Genomic DNA, 15,000 nt, shown 5'->3' with positions numbered 1-15,000 from the left:
TGTGGACGGTGTGAGCCTCAGTGTAAATGAAGGTGAAATATACGGAGTGGTGGGCCTTTCTGGAGCCGGTAAAACCACCTTATCACGTTTGTTATATGGTCTGACTGATCCCAGCAGTGGGCATATCAAGGTGAAATTGGGAGACCAATGGATAGACATGACCCAGAAAGGTCCCCTGGGACGTGGGAGAGTGAAGCCCTACCTTGGAATCCTGCATCAGGAGTACAGTCTTTACCCCCATCGTGATGTGCTGGGAAACCTGACTGAATCAATTAGTCTGGAATTACCCGCAGAATTTGCCAGGATAAAAGCATTATATGTTTTAAATGCCGTGGGATTTGACGAAAACTATGCGGAGAAGATACTCCACAAATACCATGATGAGTTGAGTGGAGGGGAACGCCACCGGGTGGCCATAGCCCAGGTGCTGATCAAGGAACCGAAAATCGTGATTTTGGATGAACCCACCGGTACCATGGACCCCATTACCAGGGTTCAGGTTACCGATTCCATCAAAAAAGCACGTGAAGAACTGAATCAAACTTTCCTTATAATATCCCACGATATGGACTTTGTACTGGATGTTTGTGACCAGGCCTCCATTATGAGGGGAGGTAAAATCCTTAGAACCGGCCTACCTTCGGAAGTTATTGAAGATCTCACTCCCAAGGAGAAAAATAAAATGTTAAGTAATGGTAAAACTGCTTAATCTAATTTTATGGGCTGATTAACCCTTCAAATAAGAGTTAATCAGCAGAGTTCTTTTTTTAAACGTCTAGAATTAAAATCTCGAGAATTAAACCTTAATTTAATCTGAGATAGGTTTAACTTCCAATTAACAATTAAAAGGTGATAAAGTGTACCGAATACTTTTATTAGCTTTAGCTATAGGTGTGATTGTTTTTATAATCATAAACGATCCTCTGAAAAGATAATGGGAATGATATAATACTAAATTTCTTTTGAGAGGTTGTAAAATCAGGAAAAATCTAAAAATTATTGTTGTTTATTCATGATGTTTAATGTTTATTTATGAAGGTCCTCTCCAATTAGAATCTCTAAATTCAAATAAAATTACCATCGCCTAATTTTTATGGGTTAACCCAGCATAAATGGTTATTCCCACCGATAAACCTCCCACCAACCAACATATGGGGGAAGTGAATGAAATTCCTGAAATAACTCCAAAACTGATGGCTATTACTGCACATAGGGCGAAAATTAACAGGGCGAGAACCCCACCCATGGCCACCCCAAAAATCACCAATCCAATTACTAATTTAAGCTTCTTGAATAATTTACCATTCTTCCTTGCTTTGTTTTCCCAGAAATTTGATAAGGAAGTTTTCAGTTGCTGAGGGTAACCTTCTTCCTTATCCTCCTGGTAATCGGAATATTTCATAATGTTTATCCTAATTATGCCTATTATGCTGGGATTTTGTTTATTTTAAGGGTGTTTAGTATTTCACTGTAGGCAGTCTGGTATTCTGATTTGAAATCCATCTGCAGAGTCCGGACCTTGGCATCTCCCGATCCCAACAGTATAAATATGTAGGGCCCATTGGTATCAGTTCCTTGCCAGGTGCGGTACGATTCATATTTACCCAGAGAACCTTCATTATAAACTCTTTGAAGATTTGTCAGATTACTGGTTGAGAAACGAACGTTTCCAACGTAGTTATCAAAATTAGATGTATCGTTGGATTGGTAGAAGTCCACCAGGGTGTAATCTTCGTGGGTGTACTGCACCGCCACCAGGGAAGGGGGATAACTGAAGGTGATGTACTGGTCTTCAAATGTCCCGCTGCTACTTGTTTCCTTATATGAAGTGCTACTGTTCCAGTAGGATAGTGCCGCTACCACCACAACCATCACAACCAACAACAATAACAGGATGTTTACTTTCCTAGATCTCACTGTTTCTCTAATTAAATCGCCTCCATTTTGGAGCAAAAATACTGGTTAATTACTAACAAAAATTGTAAATCCATTAATTATCCCTAATTCACAATTAAAATATTTTTATATTATTATAGATAGTCCCCGGTTATAAGAATATTTTCCCAAATTACACCCATATTAATTAAGTGATCATAAAGGGTGAATTAAAACAATGCCCATTGATTTACCCTTAAATCCGAAAAATATTCTCATTCATAAAATATAAGGTTAATTCCAGACCATCTTTACTGCCTTAATTTTTCCTGCACCTTATTACTCTCCAATTCATTTAAAGCATTAGATGCAATCCATTTAGCACTTTTAGAATCGATATTATGTATTTCCCTGGCAACGACAATGGCTTTCCGGTTCAAATTACTGTTCTTCTTACCAATATGTCGTAAAGCCCAATTTACAGCTTTTTTCACATAATTACGATTATCAGTTGATTCTTTGATTATTAGGGGGAAGAACTGTTCAAATTTCTCATCGGGGGCTTTTTTATCATGAACTGCCACTACGGCAATTAGGGCGAAAGCCGCTCTTTTGGTGAATTCTTCTTCACTTTCACTCCATTGAAATATTTTTTCATAGGCCAGGGGAGTCATACGGAATAGTTTCATGCAGCACTGGTCGCAGATCTCCCAGTAATCAAATTCGGCCACCCACCTATCCATCTGTTCTGAGGTTATTTTTCGAGGATCTTCCACCATACAGGCCAGTATCCTGGTTTCTCGGTAGCCTGCTTCCCAGAGCTGTGCTGCCAGTTGATGGTTTTTGCCCACTGCCCGGGCAATCCTTCTAAGATCAGGGATGCGGACAGCATAGGTTTTCTGGGGATTGATTCCAAAACGAGCCATTCCCTCCACATCCTCTGGGTTGGAAAGTGATTCAAGTTCCTGGATGATTTCACGGTAATTCATTACACTCTCTCTTTTCTGGTTATTTAACTTGACTTTACTATCTTTATTTGCATTTAAGCCCAGTACCCCAACTGTAGGGTCATACCAACAGAATGAGAATGGTGAGTGAGATTATGCTGAGTGCTGTGCTCAGGAATATACAGGCCGCAGTTACCTTTATATCCAGGTCGTAGGTGATGGCCAGAGCCAGACTGAGCATTGCCGAAGGCATACCCGCCTCCACAATGGTCACGGTTCGATCCAGACCAGTAAGCCCCACCAACCCCACCACTAACACGGCAATTAAGGGAGATATGACCAGTTTAAGCAGGGAAACAAAGGATGCCACCCCAAAATACTCTTTAATACCCCTAAATTCCAGCGACAGACCTAAAGACAACATTATCAATGGTATGGCCGCACCACTGAGGTAACCAAGGACACTGGGAATCACCGACCCCAAAGGGGCGTGTAGTAAATTGGCAACTATCCCCAGGATAACTGCCAGTAACGGGGGGAACAGGACGGAACGCTTGAGGATATCCTGGTACCGGCCGCCATACATCACCAGGAAGAAAATTCCGAAGGATATGAAGAGTATGGTGGAACCTACATCGTAAAATACTGCCCTCACCAGTCCTGCAGTTCCAAAAACTCCTAGAGTAACCGGATAGCCTAAAAATCCGGAGTTGAAGAGGGTGGATGCTGCCACCACTCCCCATCTTGTTTTGGTAGAGTAACCCTGGAAGTAGGTGAAAATATAAGCTATTATCCCCGATATCAACCCCATGGTGATACAGGTGAGGGTAATGGTCCCAAATGTTTTCATATGGGATAGGTCGGCCTGGTACATGGCCAGGAAGATCAAGGCAGGGATGGCTATGTTTACCACGATTTTATTCAGGGTCTGGGTATCTTCCGCCTTTAAAAAATCGAATCTACGGCATATGTAGCCGATGATGATCATCACCACAATGGCCAGAATGGTTTCATAGGAGTTCATGTGATCTAACTATCTGTTCAATCCACCATTATTCTGTTACTTTTTTTGTTTCTGTTTGGCTTTTAACTAAATATCCCATTCCCATAGTTATAACTGGTATTATGAGATAGGTAATTCCAATATCTGCCATGTAATCATTTAAAGTCATCTGCATAGGACTGACTGGCAAAAACATGATTAAATCAATGATTACGTTGATTAAAAACCATGTCAACCAATTAAAATGCTTTCCTTTACAAATTCCTTTTGAATGCTTTTTAAGTAAGTGCAGGCCAGTAAAACCGTGATTATGGTCAGCACCAGCGGCATGATTGATTCAAAGAGGGGGTTTCCACTGGTTTTAAGTGGGTAGATGAAGAAGGAAACCAAAAAGGGGATCAACCATTAAAAAGCCCAATAGGATTATTTTCAAGTATCGATTCATAATTAACCCCAGCTTTTTTTTATCCATCCCCATCTATCTAAAAAATAAAATGGATTTTAACGCTTATTTTTTCATCACCGGGAAGCACATCTCAGTTACCAGTTCACTTTCTGGAGTTTCGTTGGGATCAGAGATGTAAGTCTCCAGGGGCGGCCCCACAATTTCATAACCATTTTTATAGGCGTGTTCCGCCAGTGCACCTATAGCCACCCCACATTCACTGTAAGGACCCTTATAAACAGTTGATAAAACCAGCTGTTCCGGTGTTGTTTTTATCTTCACCCTTCCTTCCTCTTCCGCCTCACCAGCAAAGGGCATGGCTATTTCATACTGGAGCTCTTCCACCGGTACTTCCTGAGGACTGTTGAAGTACACCCCAAATGGTGGGCCCATTATCTGCAGGCCTTTGGCCATTATAAACCCGACCACTTCCCCCATGAGGACTGGTACTTCCTCATAGGATCCTTTATAGTTTATGTACGCCACCTGTCTTTCTGCAATCTTCTTTTCATTTATTTCCATTCTTCCACCTCTAGAGATTTTCTTCCTTTTTGATTTTCTCAATAAATTGTTCTACCCAGGCCACCTCGGTTTTAAGTACCGCCAGGGGCCTGCTGAAAAGGGCAACCACATAGTAAGGAGTATTTAACTTTTCCTGAGTCTTCACTGAACTTTCCAGGAATTTAATCCTACCCTGGGCGGATTCTACGTAATTTTCCAGGCAGTTAATAACTTCCCGTGGTTTTAAATAGTTAAGATAGGCCAATCCCAGATCAAAGGAGGAAATCAACTTTTTATTCCAGGACAATAGGTCCCGGAGTTCTGCTTCCATGGTACTTTTTCCCGAGGAAGTTATGGTGAAAACTTTCCGGGAGGGTTTTCCCTCTACCTTTTCCAGTTTCGATGTAACCAGTTCCTTCTTTTCCAGCTTCTTTAAGACATAATAAATTGATGAAAAGCCTATAGGAGTCCAGTTACGCATCCCCCATGCTTCAATGGTCTTTTCAATCTGGTATCCGTACTGTGGTTCCTCGTAGAGCAGGCCCAGTATGGCCACCTCCAGATCTGATATTCTAGGCATATAATATCCTAAGTATATAATAGTATATAAAGATTTCTGAATAAACATTTAAAAAAAATAATTAAAGAAATTAAACATTCTGGGAGCTTAAAAAAGTCTTAAATACTTATTTTTAACGAATTAAATTATAAAAATAGAAAAATACAGATTAAATAATCTTTCTAATTTGTATGAGTGTCAAAAGAATTACCAGAAGAATAGACCATAGCAACATGGCAAAATAAGTTAGTTTATAGGCTTTAAAGGTATCCCATGTCTTCAAAGGCTTTATTCTCTGTACATAAAATGTAATCACCCCAGATAGATTTATGCACACCAAGTTCACCAGAAATAACAGGAAAGCCCCTGTAGCCAGATAATAATATCCTGATCCCAATAAAAGTCCAAAAACAGATAAGGGAGGAAGTAAAGCTACTGCCACCATAACACCGATAAGTGCACTGGACACATCAGTAGTGAACGCTATTGACCCTGCAATACCCGATGCAAAAGCCAGGACTATCCCTGCCAGGGCAACATCGGTCCTTAGTGCTATAGCTGGAATAGAAGGATCGAAGTTGACCACGGCTCCAATTATTACCGCTATGATTATAGAAAGGACAACACCAGAAATGATACTTTTTAAAGAAATAATGGCAAGATCGGCATCTCTAAGAACAGTTGCCAGAGACAATCCCATATTCGGACCCAAAAGAGGTGCAATGACCATAGCACCAATGATAACCGCCACATTATTGTTCAAGACACCAATACTGGCCACCAACGACGATAACATCACCATGATAAAATAGATCCTAGTTGGTTTACTTACCGACAGAACATTGGAATATAATTCTTCACGGCTTATTCTCTCTGCAGCAACTGATTCACTATTATTCTGAGATTTTAAGCTATTATCATCAGATATTTCATCAATACGAGGTATAGATGCTTGCACCGGGAGAATGAATATTCTAAACCCATCTAAGTGGGAGAAACGTTTTTCCAATCGATCCAAGATATTTTCACTATCTTCAGTAGTCAAGAGAATCTTAAAAAGTGTTAAGTCATTGCCCAACTCCATATCCAGTATTTCTAGAATTCTGTCCTCCTTTAGCATCTCCACTACTTCTTCCTGATATCCTCGAGGAATAACTACCTCTATTAACCTTAGGGTCATGGTAAACACCTTCATTAATCATCGGATTTCATAATCGAACCACATCAAAAACACCTTGTCTCTGGAAAATCAGAAAAATGAATATTATTAACATTAATATCCAAATAATTAATGCAGCATTAGTCATTTTTTTAGCTTTAATGAGTTTTTCGGGAATAATAGGACGTATTCTCTGAATAAGGAAGGTCATAATCCCTGCTAAATTGATGCACACCAAGTTCACCAAAAAGAGTAAAAGAGCTCCTGAAGCCATAAAAAAGTTTCCGGAACCTAAAAGTAACCCAAAAGCGACCAGTGGAGGAAGTAAAGCCACAGCCACCATAACACCCACCAAGGTGGTTCTAAAACCTCGAGTGAAAGCCAGGGCCCCCACAATGCCTGAAGACAAAGCAAGCGTAACACTACCCAACCCAACATTAGTTCTCAGGAAAAGCTCAGGTATGGTAAGATCCACTACTGCAAAAAGGCCAATGAAAGTTGATATCAACAAGGCGGTTATAATTCCAGTTAAATTAGTTTTAAGAGCTTCAATAGCCAGATGCATATCCCCCAACACTATTGCCAGAGCTAAAGCTACGTTTGGTCCAAAAAGGGGCGCTATGACCATAGCCCCAATAATAACCGCCACATTATTATTCAAAACACCAATGGCCGCTACCAGGGAAGAAAGTACAATCATCACAATGTACACCCTGGAAAGACGAGACATATCGGAGATGTCTGCATAAATTTCCTGACGACTTAAACGGTCCACCAGTTCCCTAGAACTCAACCGATTGACTAATCCTTCTAAAATAAAAGTATCTTCTTCTGTTTCTTCAGACAGAATTTTTGAGGGTGTTTCCGGTAAGGGTATAGATGCTTCAACTGGCACCAGAATAACTCTAAATCCTTCTACACCAGAGCAGTGTTTCTGGAGTAGATTGAGTATAGCTTCGGTTTTTTCACGACGAATCAGTATGTTAAGAATCATTTGCCCATCTGTGGAGTTAGTATGCCACATAGAAAGCACATCATACCTTCTTAAAAGTGTTTCTATATTATGGTCCCTATTTTCTGCAGGTATTGTTGCTATGATTAAACGATAAGCCATTTTATCATCTTAATTGATTAACAGTATTACTATGTGACTATTATCATTTAACAAGTTTCATAATTTGTTAAATTTTTAGCTTAATGCTTTAGTTATAGAGTAATTAGTGAATCATTTGATCAAATAACCACTTAACAGCCCAACCATCAAGATATAAATAATAAATCTATAATATTGAATAATGGATGTTTGTGTAATAATATCTAATTTAAAGGCGTATGAGGATGGCCAATACATGAAAACAAGGATTAAATCGAATATAGTTTTTTATAATACTCTGGCCATCATCACCGGAATTTTCTGTGGGATAATAGCAGTTGCCTTCCGATATTTAATATCAGGATTTCAGTATTTGTTTTTCAATGAATTGGGGTCATTTTTAGATTTTTGTTATCCATATTACATAATAATAATTCCCGCCATAGGCGGGATACTGGTAGGGCTTTTAACGCATTATTTTGCCAAAGAAACAAAAGGACATGGTGTTCCAGAAGTAATGACCGCAGTTACACTTCATGGAGGGAAAATAAGACCCATTGTTGCTGGAGTTAAAGCCATTGCTTCTGCAATCTGCATTGGTTCGGGTGGATCTGCAGGGAAAGAAGGGCCCATAATTCAGATTGGATCTACTGTGGGTTCCACCATAGCCCAAAAACTGGGATTAACCCCCTACCAGACCAAAGTCCTGGTGACTTGTGGTGCTGCCGGGGGGATTGCAGCTATCTTTAACACCCCCATTGCCGGAGTACTATTTGCTTTAGAACTTATACTAAGAGAAGTGAAACTTAAATCATTAACACCTATTATTATATCCGCAGTATTTGCCACCATTACAGCAAAAGTCTTATTGAATTATTTAGGAGTTGAAGCAACATATATTTTCTTTTTACCCCAATACACCCTGAAAACACCCGTGGAAATCATATTTTACCTATTGTTAGGGCTGGTAGCCGGAGTTGTTGCCATAATTTTCACCAAGTCCCTTTATGGAATTGAGGACATCTTCGAAAAAATAAAAGCACCTGAATTTATAAAACCAGCAATAGGCGGTTTATTTGTGGGTATTATTGGTCTGGTCCTTTTTTTATCTTCAGGTAATCCCTACATATTTGGAATTGGATTTGAAACCATGGATCTGTTGTTCGGTGGGCAAATCGTGTTTGCAGTAATTTTTGCTTTGATCTTCTTGAAGATAATAGCAACTTCCCTTACTCTGGGCTCTGGTGGTTCTGGAGGAGTTTTCACGCCCGCCCTATTTATTGGTTCCATGACTGGTGGTGCCTTTGGAACGGTGATTCATAAAATTTTCCCCACCATAACCGCAACTTATGAAGGATACGCCATTGTGGGCATGGCTGCCGTGTTTGCCGGTGGAAGTAACGCAATTTTAACTGCAATTGTCCTGGTCTTTGAAATGACCGGTAATTACATGATAATTTTACCGGTAATGTTGGCCTGTGTAATAAGTACTTCCTTTTACAAGTTTTACATGGAAGACACCATATACACGGTGAAATTAAGACACCGAGGAATCATAATTGAACAGGAAATGGACGTTAACCAGATGAAGACCATTAAGGTACGGGATATTATGAATACAGAAGTTGAAACCGTGAATGAATATTTATCCCTAAAAAAATTATCCGAGAAAATTATAAAGACAGGTCATATGGCATTTCCAGTAGTTATGGACGGAAGATGTTTAGTTGGTATTGTGACCCATTCGGACTTCGATAAAATAGGTGAAAATGAACATGAAACACTGAGGGTAAAAGATGTGATGACCACCGAACTATTCACTGTCCAACCAGATGAAATGCTTGAAGATGTCCTGATTAAAACCGAAAATGAGGAGTTATCCCACTTCCCAGTTGTGAATCCTAATAAACCCCAAGAGATAATTGGATTTTTTACCAAAGGAGATATTATCCGAGCGTATACAAAAAAAAGAGCAAATTAAAGTTTAGCCAGTAAAAAAAAATATTTAAACATTATTTGCAAGATAAATATCTTAAATCCCAGAAACATCAATGATCTACAACCCAACCATTTTACCCCTTCACTTATTTAGGGAGTTTAAAACAACTGGGACAGATAACCATCACCTATCTTTCCGGTAAGCCTGCAGCAGCATTTTTTTCTATCACGAATTAAAAGATTGGGATCTTCTTTTTCTATGTTTTTAAAAAGGTTTTGGTAAATCTGTCTTTAAGTTTGTGGCCAGTGCTCCCTTAAATATAGCATTTATAAATATAAGAATCCAGAGTAAAACATGGAACATAATCAATTAAGGAGCAAAATGAATGACCACACCTTTATTGACTGATGCCGTTATTATTATTGGCTTATCAGTTATTGCACTTTTATTATTTCGTAAAATTAAAATTCCTGCAATTTTAGCCTTTTTTATCACCGGATTACTAGCTGGCCCCCATGGACTGGGACTGGTGCCCATTGATGAAGTAAATATTCTGGCTGAACTGGGAGTGATTTTCCTACTGTTCACCATAGGAATGGAATTTTCCCTGGAGAAATTCTCCCAGATCAAAAGGTATGTAATTATTGGTGGGGCCCTACAGCTTACGCTCACCCTGGCCGCAGTATACTTTATTTGTTTAATTTTGGGCCTTAATACCTCAGAATCCATTTTCATAGGGCTTTTGATTTCTTTTAGCAGTACAGCAGTAGTATTGCGATTGCTTCAAGAACAGGACCAGATTTACAGTATCCATGGACAGATAGCCCTGGGTATTTTAATTTTCCAGGACATTGCCGTGGTTTTAGTTCTCCTTTTCACCCCATTACTGGCGGGGGTGAGTAACGGGGCTTTTAACAATCTACCCGTATTAATAGCAATGGGAATCGGTTTGGTGGTTTTCACCATTATCAGCACTAAATGGATAGTTCCCTGGCTCATACACTCCATAGCTCGTTTCAAGAGCCGTGAGCTGTTCGTGCTGACCATTATCTTAATATGTTTTGGAGTTACCTGGATAACTTCCAGTATCGGTTTATCAACAGCATTAGGTGCATTTTTAGCCGGATTAATAATATCCAACACCGATTATAGCCATCAGGCCCTGGGAAATATCTTACCCTTCAAGGACATCTTCATGAGTTTCTTCTTTGTATCCATTGGAATGTTGCTGAATATCGGTTTTATAGCTGAAAATATCCTAATAATAATTCTTATCGCCATCATTGTCATCATTTTAAAGTCATCCCTGGCCGGCATAACTGCCGGGCTTTTAGGATTATCCTTCCGGGTCATGATATTAGTTGGTTTATTGTTAAGTCAGATCGGGGAATTTTCATTCATCTTAGCGGCAACTGGACTCCAACTGGGACTAATTAATCAAGAGTTTTTCCAGATATTCTTAGCAGTTTCCGTGATTACCATGTCACTAACCCCCTTTATCCTGGCTGCTGCTCCACGAATATCAAATTATTCCGATAAATTACCCTTACCGGAAAGACTTAAACATGGATTTTATCCCTTTCCTTCACAGACAGAAGAGGTTTTAAGTGATCATCTGATAATTGTTGGATTTGGTATAAACGGGAAAAATATGGCCAAAGCTGCTTCAAAAGCAAAAATCCCCTACGTGGTTGTGGAAATAAATCCCGAAATTGTGAGGAATGAAAAGGCCCACGGAGAATCCATTCATTTTGGTGACGCAGCCCACGGAACTGTCTTGAAAAACATTAACATTGAAGAGGCACGGATCATGGTGGTGGCCATTTCCGATGCAATAGGAACACGTAAAATCCTGGATATTGCCAAAAAACTCAACCCAAACATTTACATCATCGTCAGAACACGTTACATCCGGGACATGGAAGGCCTGTATCAGATGGGAGCGGATGAAGTAATACCCGAAGAATTTGAAACTTCCATAGAAATTTTCAGTAAAGTACTGGAAAAGTACAACTTATCACCGGAAAAAATCAATGATTTTATCCATGAAATACGGTCTGATGGCTATGAAATGTTCAGAACTCTTTCCAAAAATGAATTAATCACCTGTAGCTTAAACGAGAGTCAAGATAGGGAGATAACGTCAACCACAGTGGGTTCAGTTTCTGAAGGGAAAACTATCCGGGAATTGATAAAAAATTATGAACTGGAAATTGTGGCGGTTATGAGGGGACATAAAACCTATAAAAATGTTGATAGTAATTTAAAACTTGTCGAGGGGGATGTATTGATTGTTAGTGGTGAAAAAGACCAGTTATCGAATTTCACTAAATCCGACCTATAACCAGGTATTTTCACACCAAAAACCGAATTTCACAGGGGATCAAAAGATAAAACACTATACTCCTGCGTTTATTTCATAACCCCTAGTTCAGATTAAAAAACAGCAATGATTTATACATTGCCCCTTTAATTATAGTATATGAATGAATTGATAATATTACTTTTTTTCCTTGCGGCCTTCATATCAATTCTAGTGGGCACAGTAGCTGGTTTTGGAATGTCCACTATTTTACTACCGATTGCAGTTATTTTTATGGACTTTAAAACTGCCCTGGTACTGGTGGCCATTACCCATCTTTCGGGTAGCCTGGGAGCAGCCACTTTCTTCCGCCAGGGCCTGGATAAAAGATTGATTTTACTTTTTGGTGTCCCCAGTGTGATTTTAACCGTTTTAGGAGCATATATTGTAATTTATGTCTCTCAAAACATTTTAACTATTATTTTAGGGATATTTCTCCTGTTATTCTCCATTTATTCACTGAGTCACCCTGATTTTAAGATCAACACCGGGAAACTTAACACCATTATTGGGGGAAGTTTATCTGGATTTTTACAGGGTTTCATGGGGATAGGTGGTCCTTTAAGAGGATATTTCCTTATCTCCTGTGATCTGGATAAAACAACCTACATCGCCACCTTAGCCATTATAGCCATACTTATCGATGTAACCAGGATACCCATCTACCTCACCACCAACCTGCTTGGTGCCCAGTTTTATTACTTCATCCCTCCACTGCTGGTAATTGGTGTTCTCGGATCCTACACTGGTAAAAAGATCGTTAACCGGATCCCCCAAAGCACATTTAAAAAAATCGTTCTGGTGGCCATAGGCCTGGCCAGCTTACTTTTGATTTACAATGGTATTCACTCCGTTATTTAATCCGCACTGATTCAAATGTTAAAAACCAGCCAGATGGGATCTTAAATAAAATAAGGAGTTAAAGGTTTAAGGAGTATCCGTGAATTATTTTAAGAAAGTGATCATGAAGATTTCCATCTGGTTTTGGACATGTTCTGATTCCCAATTGACTTTTTAGTTTTTAGTAAAACTAGGTGCAGGGTTACCGCCACTCCTACCATTGGGAGGAATATAAGAAGATAACTATGCTCTCTGAAAAGGTAACCGGATATAATTAACATTACCCATAAGAAAATTATACTTTTAAACTTCACATCCAGTGGTATGCCCTGTTTAGTCTGGTAATTTTCAATGTAACTCCCAAAATATCGGTTTTTAAGTATCCACTTTTCTGCTCGGGGGAAACTTTTGGTGAAACAGAAAAATGAGGCCAGGACCAGTGGTGTGGTGGGCAGGATCGGGAGAACCACTCCCACTGCTCCCACACCCAGCAGGGCTGCACCTAAACCAAAGAAAAATAATCGCCTGGTTTCCATTGTTATCCCGGCAAATCGGGGTTATATCCCCCTAATACCATTAATTTTGATCCCGGTCCATGGATTATCCTGAATAATCAGCTATCCCTATCCATAGTTATTCACAAGATTCAACTATGGTTATTCTCCAAACAATTCCGGCCAATGGTTATTCTCCGAAATGTTTCCGGAACACTTCCACCATTTCGTGGGGGTCCTTCAGGATGTAGGTTTCGTACATCTGGGCCAATTTCTCCACGTGCTCCACATCCTCCTTGCGGATGGTGATCTTCAGATCCTTACCATCGGGAAGCTGGGTGATGGTGACTCCCTCTTCCACGTCAGAGGGTAATATATAGATGGGAACGTCGGCTTTTTGGCCCATTATGGCTGCATTTGATATTAAAGTGTCTCCCATTCTCATTGCTATCTTGGCCACAGTGTTGGAGGTGGCCGGGGCAATTAACATGAATTCATATTTACCCAACTGAATATTACCGGCTAAAAAGGGAGCATTAGCATTAATTTCCACCCATACCCGGTCAAAGTTGCTTTCGATATCATTAGAGATCCCGTAGTACTTGACCACCTGGTCTCCGGATTTGGAGATGAAAACTTCTATATCTACCTTATCTTCAAATTCTACCCTTATTTTTTCCATGACCTTCATGGTTTCCAGTATTTTATCACCTGCACCGGTAATTCCCCAGGCAATCCTTTTCTTCTTGACCATACCAAAACACCTCTCCTCCTCAAATGGTAAATAAGCACATTTTAGTGATAAACACCACTAATATTCAAAGGATTAATTTCTGAGCAGATTGTTCATTCCCTCAATTAAACATTAAACTTGGTTCTATATAGAACTCAATTCCATATAAGTTTTTGTTCGATAGTTTTTTATTGAATTTCAACCAAATGTTACTCTATGGAAGAGAAATTGAAAGAAGAGAAGATCAAAATCACCCCCCAGAGAAGGGAAATTATCCGGAGGTTAGAGGAACTGGAAAAAACTCATCCCTCCTTCAACAAGATTTACCAGTCCATTAAAGAAACCCAACCCAATGTGAGCCGTTCCACAGTGCATGATAATCTTAAACTGCTGGTAGAACGAGGAATAATAAGAAGCTTCAATTATAAAGGTGAAACTCGCTACGAAATGAGTCCTGACCCACATGTCAATTTAGTGGAATGCAATGGAGAAATTTTAGACATTAAAAATCAGAATATCCACAAAAAATTGGATGAAATAATTGCCATCCTCCAGGACGAAGAGAATATTAAAATCAAGTCACTACTGGTCCTAGTGGAAAAATAAATTACAAACTGCAGTTATCAATACAAAATTTAAATATTATTATGATTAAAAAATATTAGTGTATGTTAAAAATTCCAAGTTTCAATGTGGGATTACTAACATTTCTTTTTATCTTACTTCTCTCCTCCCTTTCCATGGTTAGTGCCCATCAACCTCGCCTGGACACTCCAACTACGGTATCGGTTGAGAATCCAATTTTAGTGGATAATCCTGAAATTTCTCAGGCATTTTACGGGCAATTAAATGGTAAACCAGTTTACTACCAGATCCAGTCTACACAACCATTCCATCTGTACTTGAATCTGCTGGTGCCCACCAGCCCCGGGCAGGGTGGTGAACCAGTTTCAGCAGAGGTCACTGACAGTTCAGGTAAGGTGGTGATGTTTTTAAATGGAACTAACTCCACTTGGACACCCTACTTTGAGGAATTTGGTGGAGATTATT

Annotated in this window: 17 protein-coding genes (2 of these 17 only partly in view); 6 read left to right on the top strand and 11 right to left on the bottom strand. The window is 39.5% G+C overall.

What is annotated here, in order from left to right; genetic code table 11:
• On the top strand, positions 1–709 hold the end of the coding sequence (gene atwA, locus CIT02_RS09950; RefSeq protein WP_292612066.1) for a methyl coenzyme M reductase system, component A2. 896 nt of this gene lie to the left of the window's left edge; 709 of the gene's 1,605 nt are visible here — the last part of the coding sequence; its start codon lies beyond the left edge, outside the window; the stop codon is at positions 707–709.
• A gap of 375 nt (positions 710–1,084) precedes the next feature.
• Here atwA and CIT02_RS09945 read toward each other — a convergent pair whose 3' ends face one another.
• The 9 genes from CIT02_RS09945 to CIT02_RS09905 all read right to left on the bottom strand — a co-directional run bounded on the left by CIT02_RS09945 (position 1,085) and on the right by CIT02_RS09905 (position 7,603).
• Positions 1,085–1,402 (bottom strand): hypothetical protein, encoded by a 318-nt coding sequence (locus CIT02_RS09945; RefSeq protein ID WP_292612064.1) that lies wholly within the window; start codon positions 1,400–1,402, stop codon positions 1,085–1,087.
• Positions 1,403–1,425: 23 nt separating this feature from the next.
• Entirely contained in the window at positions 1,426–1,917 is a 492-nt protein-coding gene (locus CIT02_RS09940; RefSeq protein WP_292612062.1) for an LRR adjacent, read from the bottom strand.
• Between the two features lie 269 nt (positions 1,918–2,186).
• Positions 2,187–2,864, bottom strand: a complete 678-nt coding sequence (locus CIT02_RS09935) for a DNA alkylation repair protein (RefSeq protein ID WP_292612060.1) — start codon at positions 2,862–2,864, stop codon at positions 2,187–2,189.
• A 79-nt stretch (positions 2,865–2,943) separates the two neighbouring features.
• The gene (locus CIT02_RS09930; protein ID WP_292612058.1) at positions 2,944–3,846 is read right to left on the bottom strand and encodes an AEC family transporter; all 903 of its coding nucleotides are present in this window, start codon (positions 3,844–3,846) and stop codon (positions 2,944–2,946) included.
• A gap of 210 nt (positions 3,847–4,056) precedes the next feature.
• Positions 4,057–4,215 carry a hypothetical protein gene (locus CIT02_RS09925; RefSeq protein ID WP_292612055.1) on the bottom strand — a complete coding sequence of 53 codons (159 nt, stop codon included), beginning with the start codon at positions 4,213–4,215 and terminating at the stop codon, positions 4,057–4,059.
• A 118-nt stretch (positions 4,216–4,333) separates the two neighbouring features.
• Positions 4,334–4,792: a GyrI-like domain-containing protein gene (locus CIT02_RS09920; protein WP_292612053.1), complete on the bottom strand. Its 459-nt coding sequence runs from the start codon at positions 4,790–4,792 to the stop codon at positions 4,334–4,336.
• A 10-nt stretch (positions 4,793–4,802) separates the two neighbouring features.
• Complete coding sequence (locus CIT02_RS09915) at positions 4,803–5,351, bottom strand: PadR family transcriptional regulator (RefSeq protein WP_292612050.1); 549 nt, start codon at positions 5,349–5,351, stop codon at positions 4,803–4,805.
• Between the two features lie 148 nt (positions 5,352–5,499).
• Positions 5,500–6,510 carry a TIGR00341 family protein gene (locus CIT02_RS09910; RefSeq protein ID WP_292612047.1) on the bottom strand — a complete coding sequence of 337 codons (1,011 nt, stop codon included), beginning with the start codon at positions 6,508–6,510 and terminating at the stop codon, positions 5,500–5,502.
• Positions 6,511–6,538: 28 nt separating this feature from the next.
• Entirely contained in the window at positions 6,539–7,603 is a 1,065-nt protein-coding gene (locus CIT02_RS09905; RefSeq protein ID WP_292612045.1) for a TIGR00341 family protein, read from the bottom strand.
• 235 nt (positions 7,604–7,838) lie between these two features.
• On the opposite strand from CIT02_RS09905, the gene CIT02_RS09900 reads away from it, so the two are divergent.
• The 3 genes from CIT02_RS09900 to CIT02_RS09890 all read left to right on the top strand — a co-directional run bounded on the left by CIT02_RS09900 (position 7,839) and on the right by CIT02_RS09890 (position 12,744).
• Positions 7,839–9,563: a chloride channel protein gene (locus CIT02_RS09900; protein ID WP_292612043.1), complete on the top strand. Its 1,725-nt coding sequence runs from the start codon at positions 7,839–7,841 to the stop codon at positions 9,561–9,563.
• A 343-nt stretch (positions 9,564–9,906) separates the two neighbouring features.
• Positions 9,907–11,865 (top strand): cation:proton antiporter, encoded by a 1,959-nt coding sequence (locus CIT02_RS09895; RefSeq protein WP_292612041.1) that lies wholly within the window; start codon positions 9,907–9,909, stop codon positions 11,863–11,865.
• Between the two features lie 138 nt (positions 11,866–12,003).
• Positions 12,004–12,744 (top strand): sulfite exporter TauE/SafE family protein, encoded by a 741-nt coding sequence (locus CIT02_RS09890; protein WP_292612039.1) that lies wholly within the window; start codon positions 12,004–12,006, stop codon positions 12,742–12,744.
• 101 nt (positions 12,745–12,845) lie between these two features.
• Here CIT02_RS09890 and CIT02_RS09885 read toward each other — a convergent pair whose 3' ends face one another.
• Both CIT02_RS09885 and afpA read right to left on the bottom strand, forming a co-directional pair.
• Positions 12,846–13,259, bottom strand: a complete 414-nt coding sequence (locus CIT02_RS09885) for a YbaN family protein (RefSeq protein WP_292612037.1) — start codon at positions 13,257–13,259, stop codon at positions 12,846–12,848.
• A 148-nt stretch (positions 13,260–13,407) separates the two neighbouring features.
• Positions 13,408–13,971, bottom strand: coding sequence for an archaeoflavoprotein AfpA (gene afpA, locus CIT02_RS09880; protein WP_048084947.1), 564 nt, complete (start codon positions 13,969–13,971; stop codon positions 13,408–13,410).
• A 195-nt stretch (positions 13,972–14,166) separates the two neighbouring features.
• Here afpA and CIT02_RS09875 point away from each other — a divergent pair, with 195 nt between their 5' ends.
• Positions 14,167–14,556, top strand: coding sequence for a Fur family transcriptional regulator (locus tag CIT02_RS09875; protein WP_292612033.1), 390 nt, complete (start codon positions 14,167–14,169; stop codon positions 14,554–14,556).
• Between the two features lie 62 nt (positions 14,557–14,618).
• Positions 14,619–15,000, top strand: partial view of a hypothetical protein gene (locus CIT02_RS09870; protein ID WP_292612030.1) — the start only. Its footprint extends 563 nt past the window's final position; the window shows 382 of its 945 coding nt (coding positions 1–382); its start codon is at positions 14,619–14,621; the stop codon falls past the right edge of the window.

It is taken from the genome of Methanobacterium sp. BAmetb5, from assembly GCF_003491305.1.
In the GTDB taxonomy this organism is placed as follows: domain Archaea; phylum Methanobacteriota; class Methanobacteria; order Methanobacteriales; family Methanobacteriaceae; genus Methanobacterium.
The sequence above is the reverse complement of the archived record's forward strand: the minus strand, read 5'-3'. Positions and strand labels throughout refer to the sequence as shown.

Coding starts and splice junctions, on each gene's coding strand:
- afpA (WP_048084947.1), bottom strand. CDS start 13,971: ATGGTCAAGAAGAAAAGGATTGCCTGGGGAATTACCGGTGCAGGTGAT.
- CIT02_RS09885 (WP_292612037.1), bottom strand. CDS start 13,259: ATGGAAACCAGGCGATTATTTTTCTTTGGTTTAGGTGCAGCCCTGCTG.
- CIT02_RS09905 (WP_292612045.1), bottom strand. CDS start 7,603: ATGGCTTATCGTTTAATCATAGCAACAATACCTGCAGAAAATAGGGAC.
- CIT02_RS09895 (WP_292612041.1), top strand. CDS start 9,907: ATGACCACACCTTTATTGACTGATGCCGTTATTATTATTGGCTTATCA.
- CIT02_RS09920 (WP_292612053.1), bottom strand. CDS start 4,792: ATGGAAATAAATGAAAAGAAGATTGCAGAAAGACAGGTGGCGTACATA.
- CIT02_RS09875 (WP_292612033.1), top strand. CDS start 14,167: ATGGAAGAGAAATTGAAAGAAGAGAAGATCAAAATCACCCCCCAGAGA.
- CIT02_RS09935 (WP_292612060.1), bottom strand. CDS start 2,864: ATGAATTACCGTGAAATCATCCAGGAACTTGAATCACTTTCCAACCCA.
- CIT02_RS09890 (WP_292612039.1), top strand. CDS start 12,004: ATGAATGAATTGATAATATTACTTTTTTTCCTTGCGGCCTTCATATCA.
- CIT02_RS09945 (WP_292612064.1), bottom strand. CDS start 1,402: ATGAAATATTCCGATTACCAGGAGGATAAGGAAGAAGGTTACCCTCAG.
- CIT02_RS09930 (WP_292612058.1), bottom strand. CDS start 3,846: ATGAACTCCTATGAAACCATTCTGGCCATTGTGGTGATGATCATCATC.
- CIT02_RS09900 (WP_292612043.1), top strand. CDS start 7,839: ATGAAAACAAGGATTAAATCGAATATAGTTTTTTATAATACTCTGGCC.
- CIT02_RS09915 (WP_292612050.1), bottom strand. CDS start 5,351: ATGCCTAGAATATCAGATCTGGAGGTGGCCATACTGGGCCTGCTCTAC.
- CIT02_RS09910 (WP_292612047.1), bottom strand. CDS start 6,510: ATGACCCTAAGGTTAATAGAGGTAGTTATTCCTCGAGGATATCAGGAA.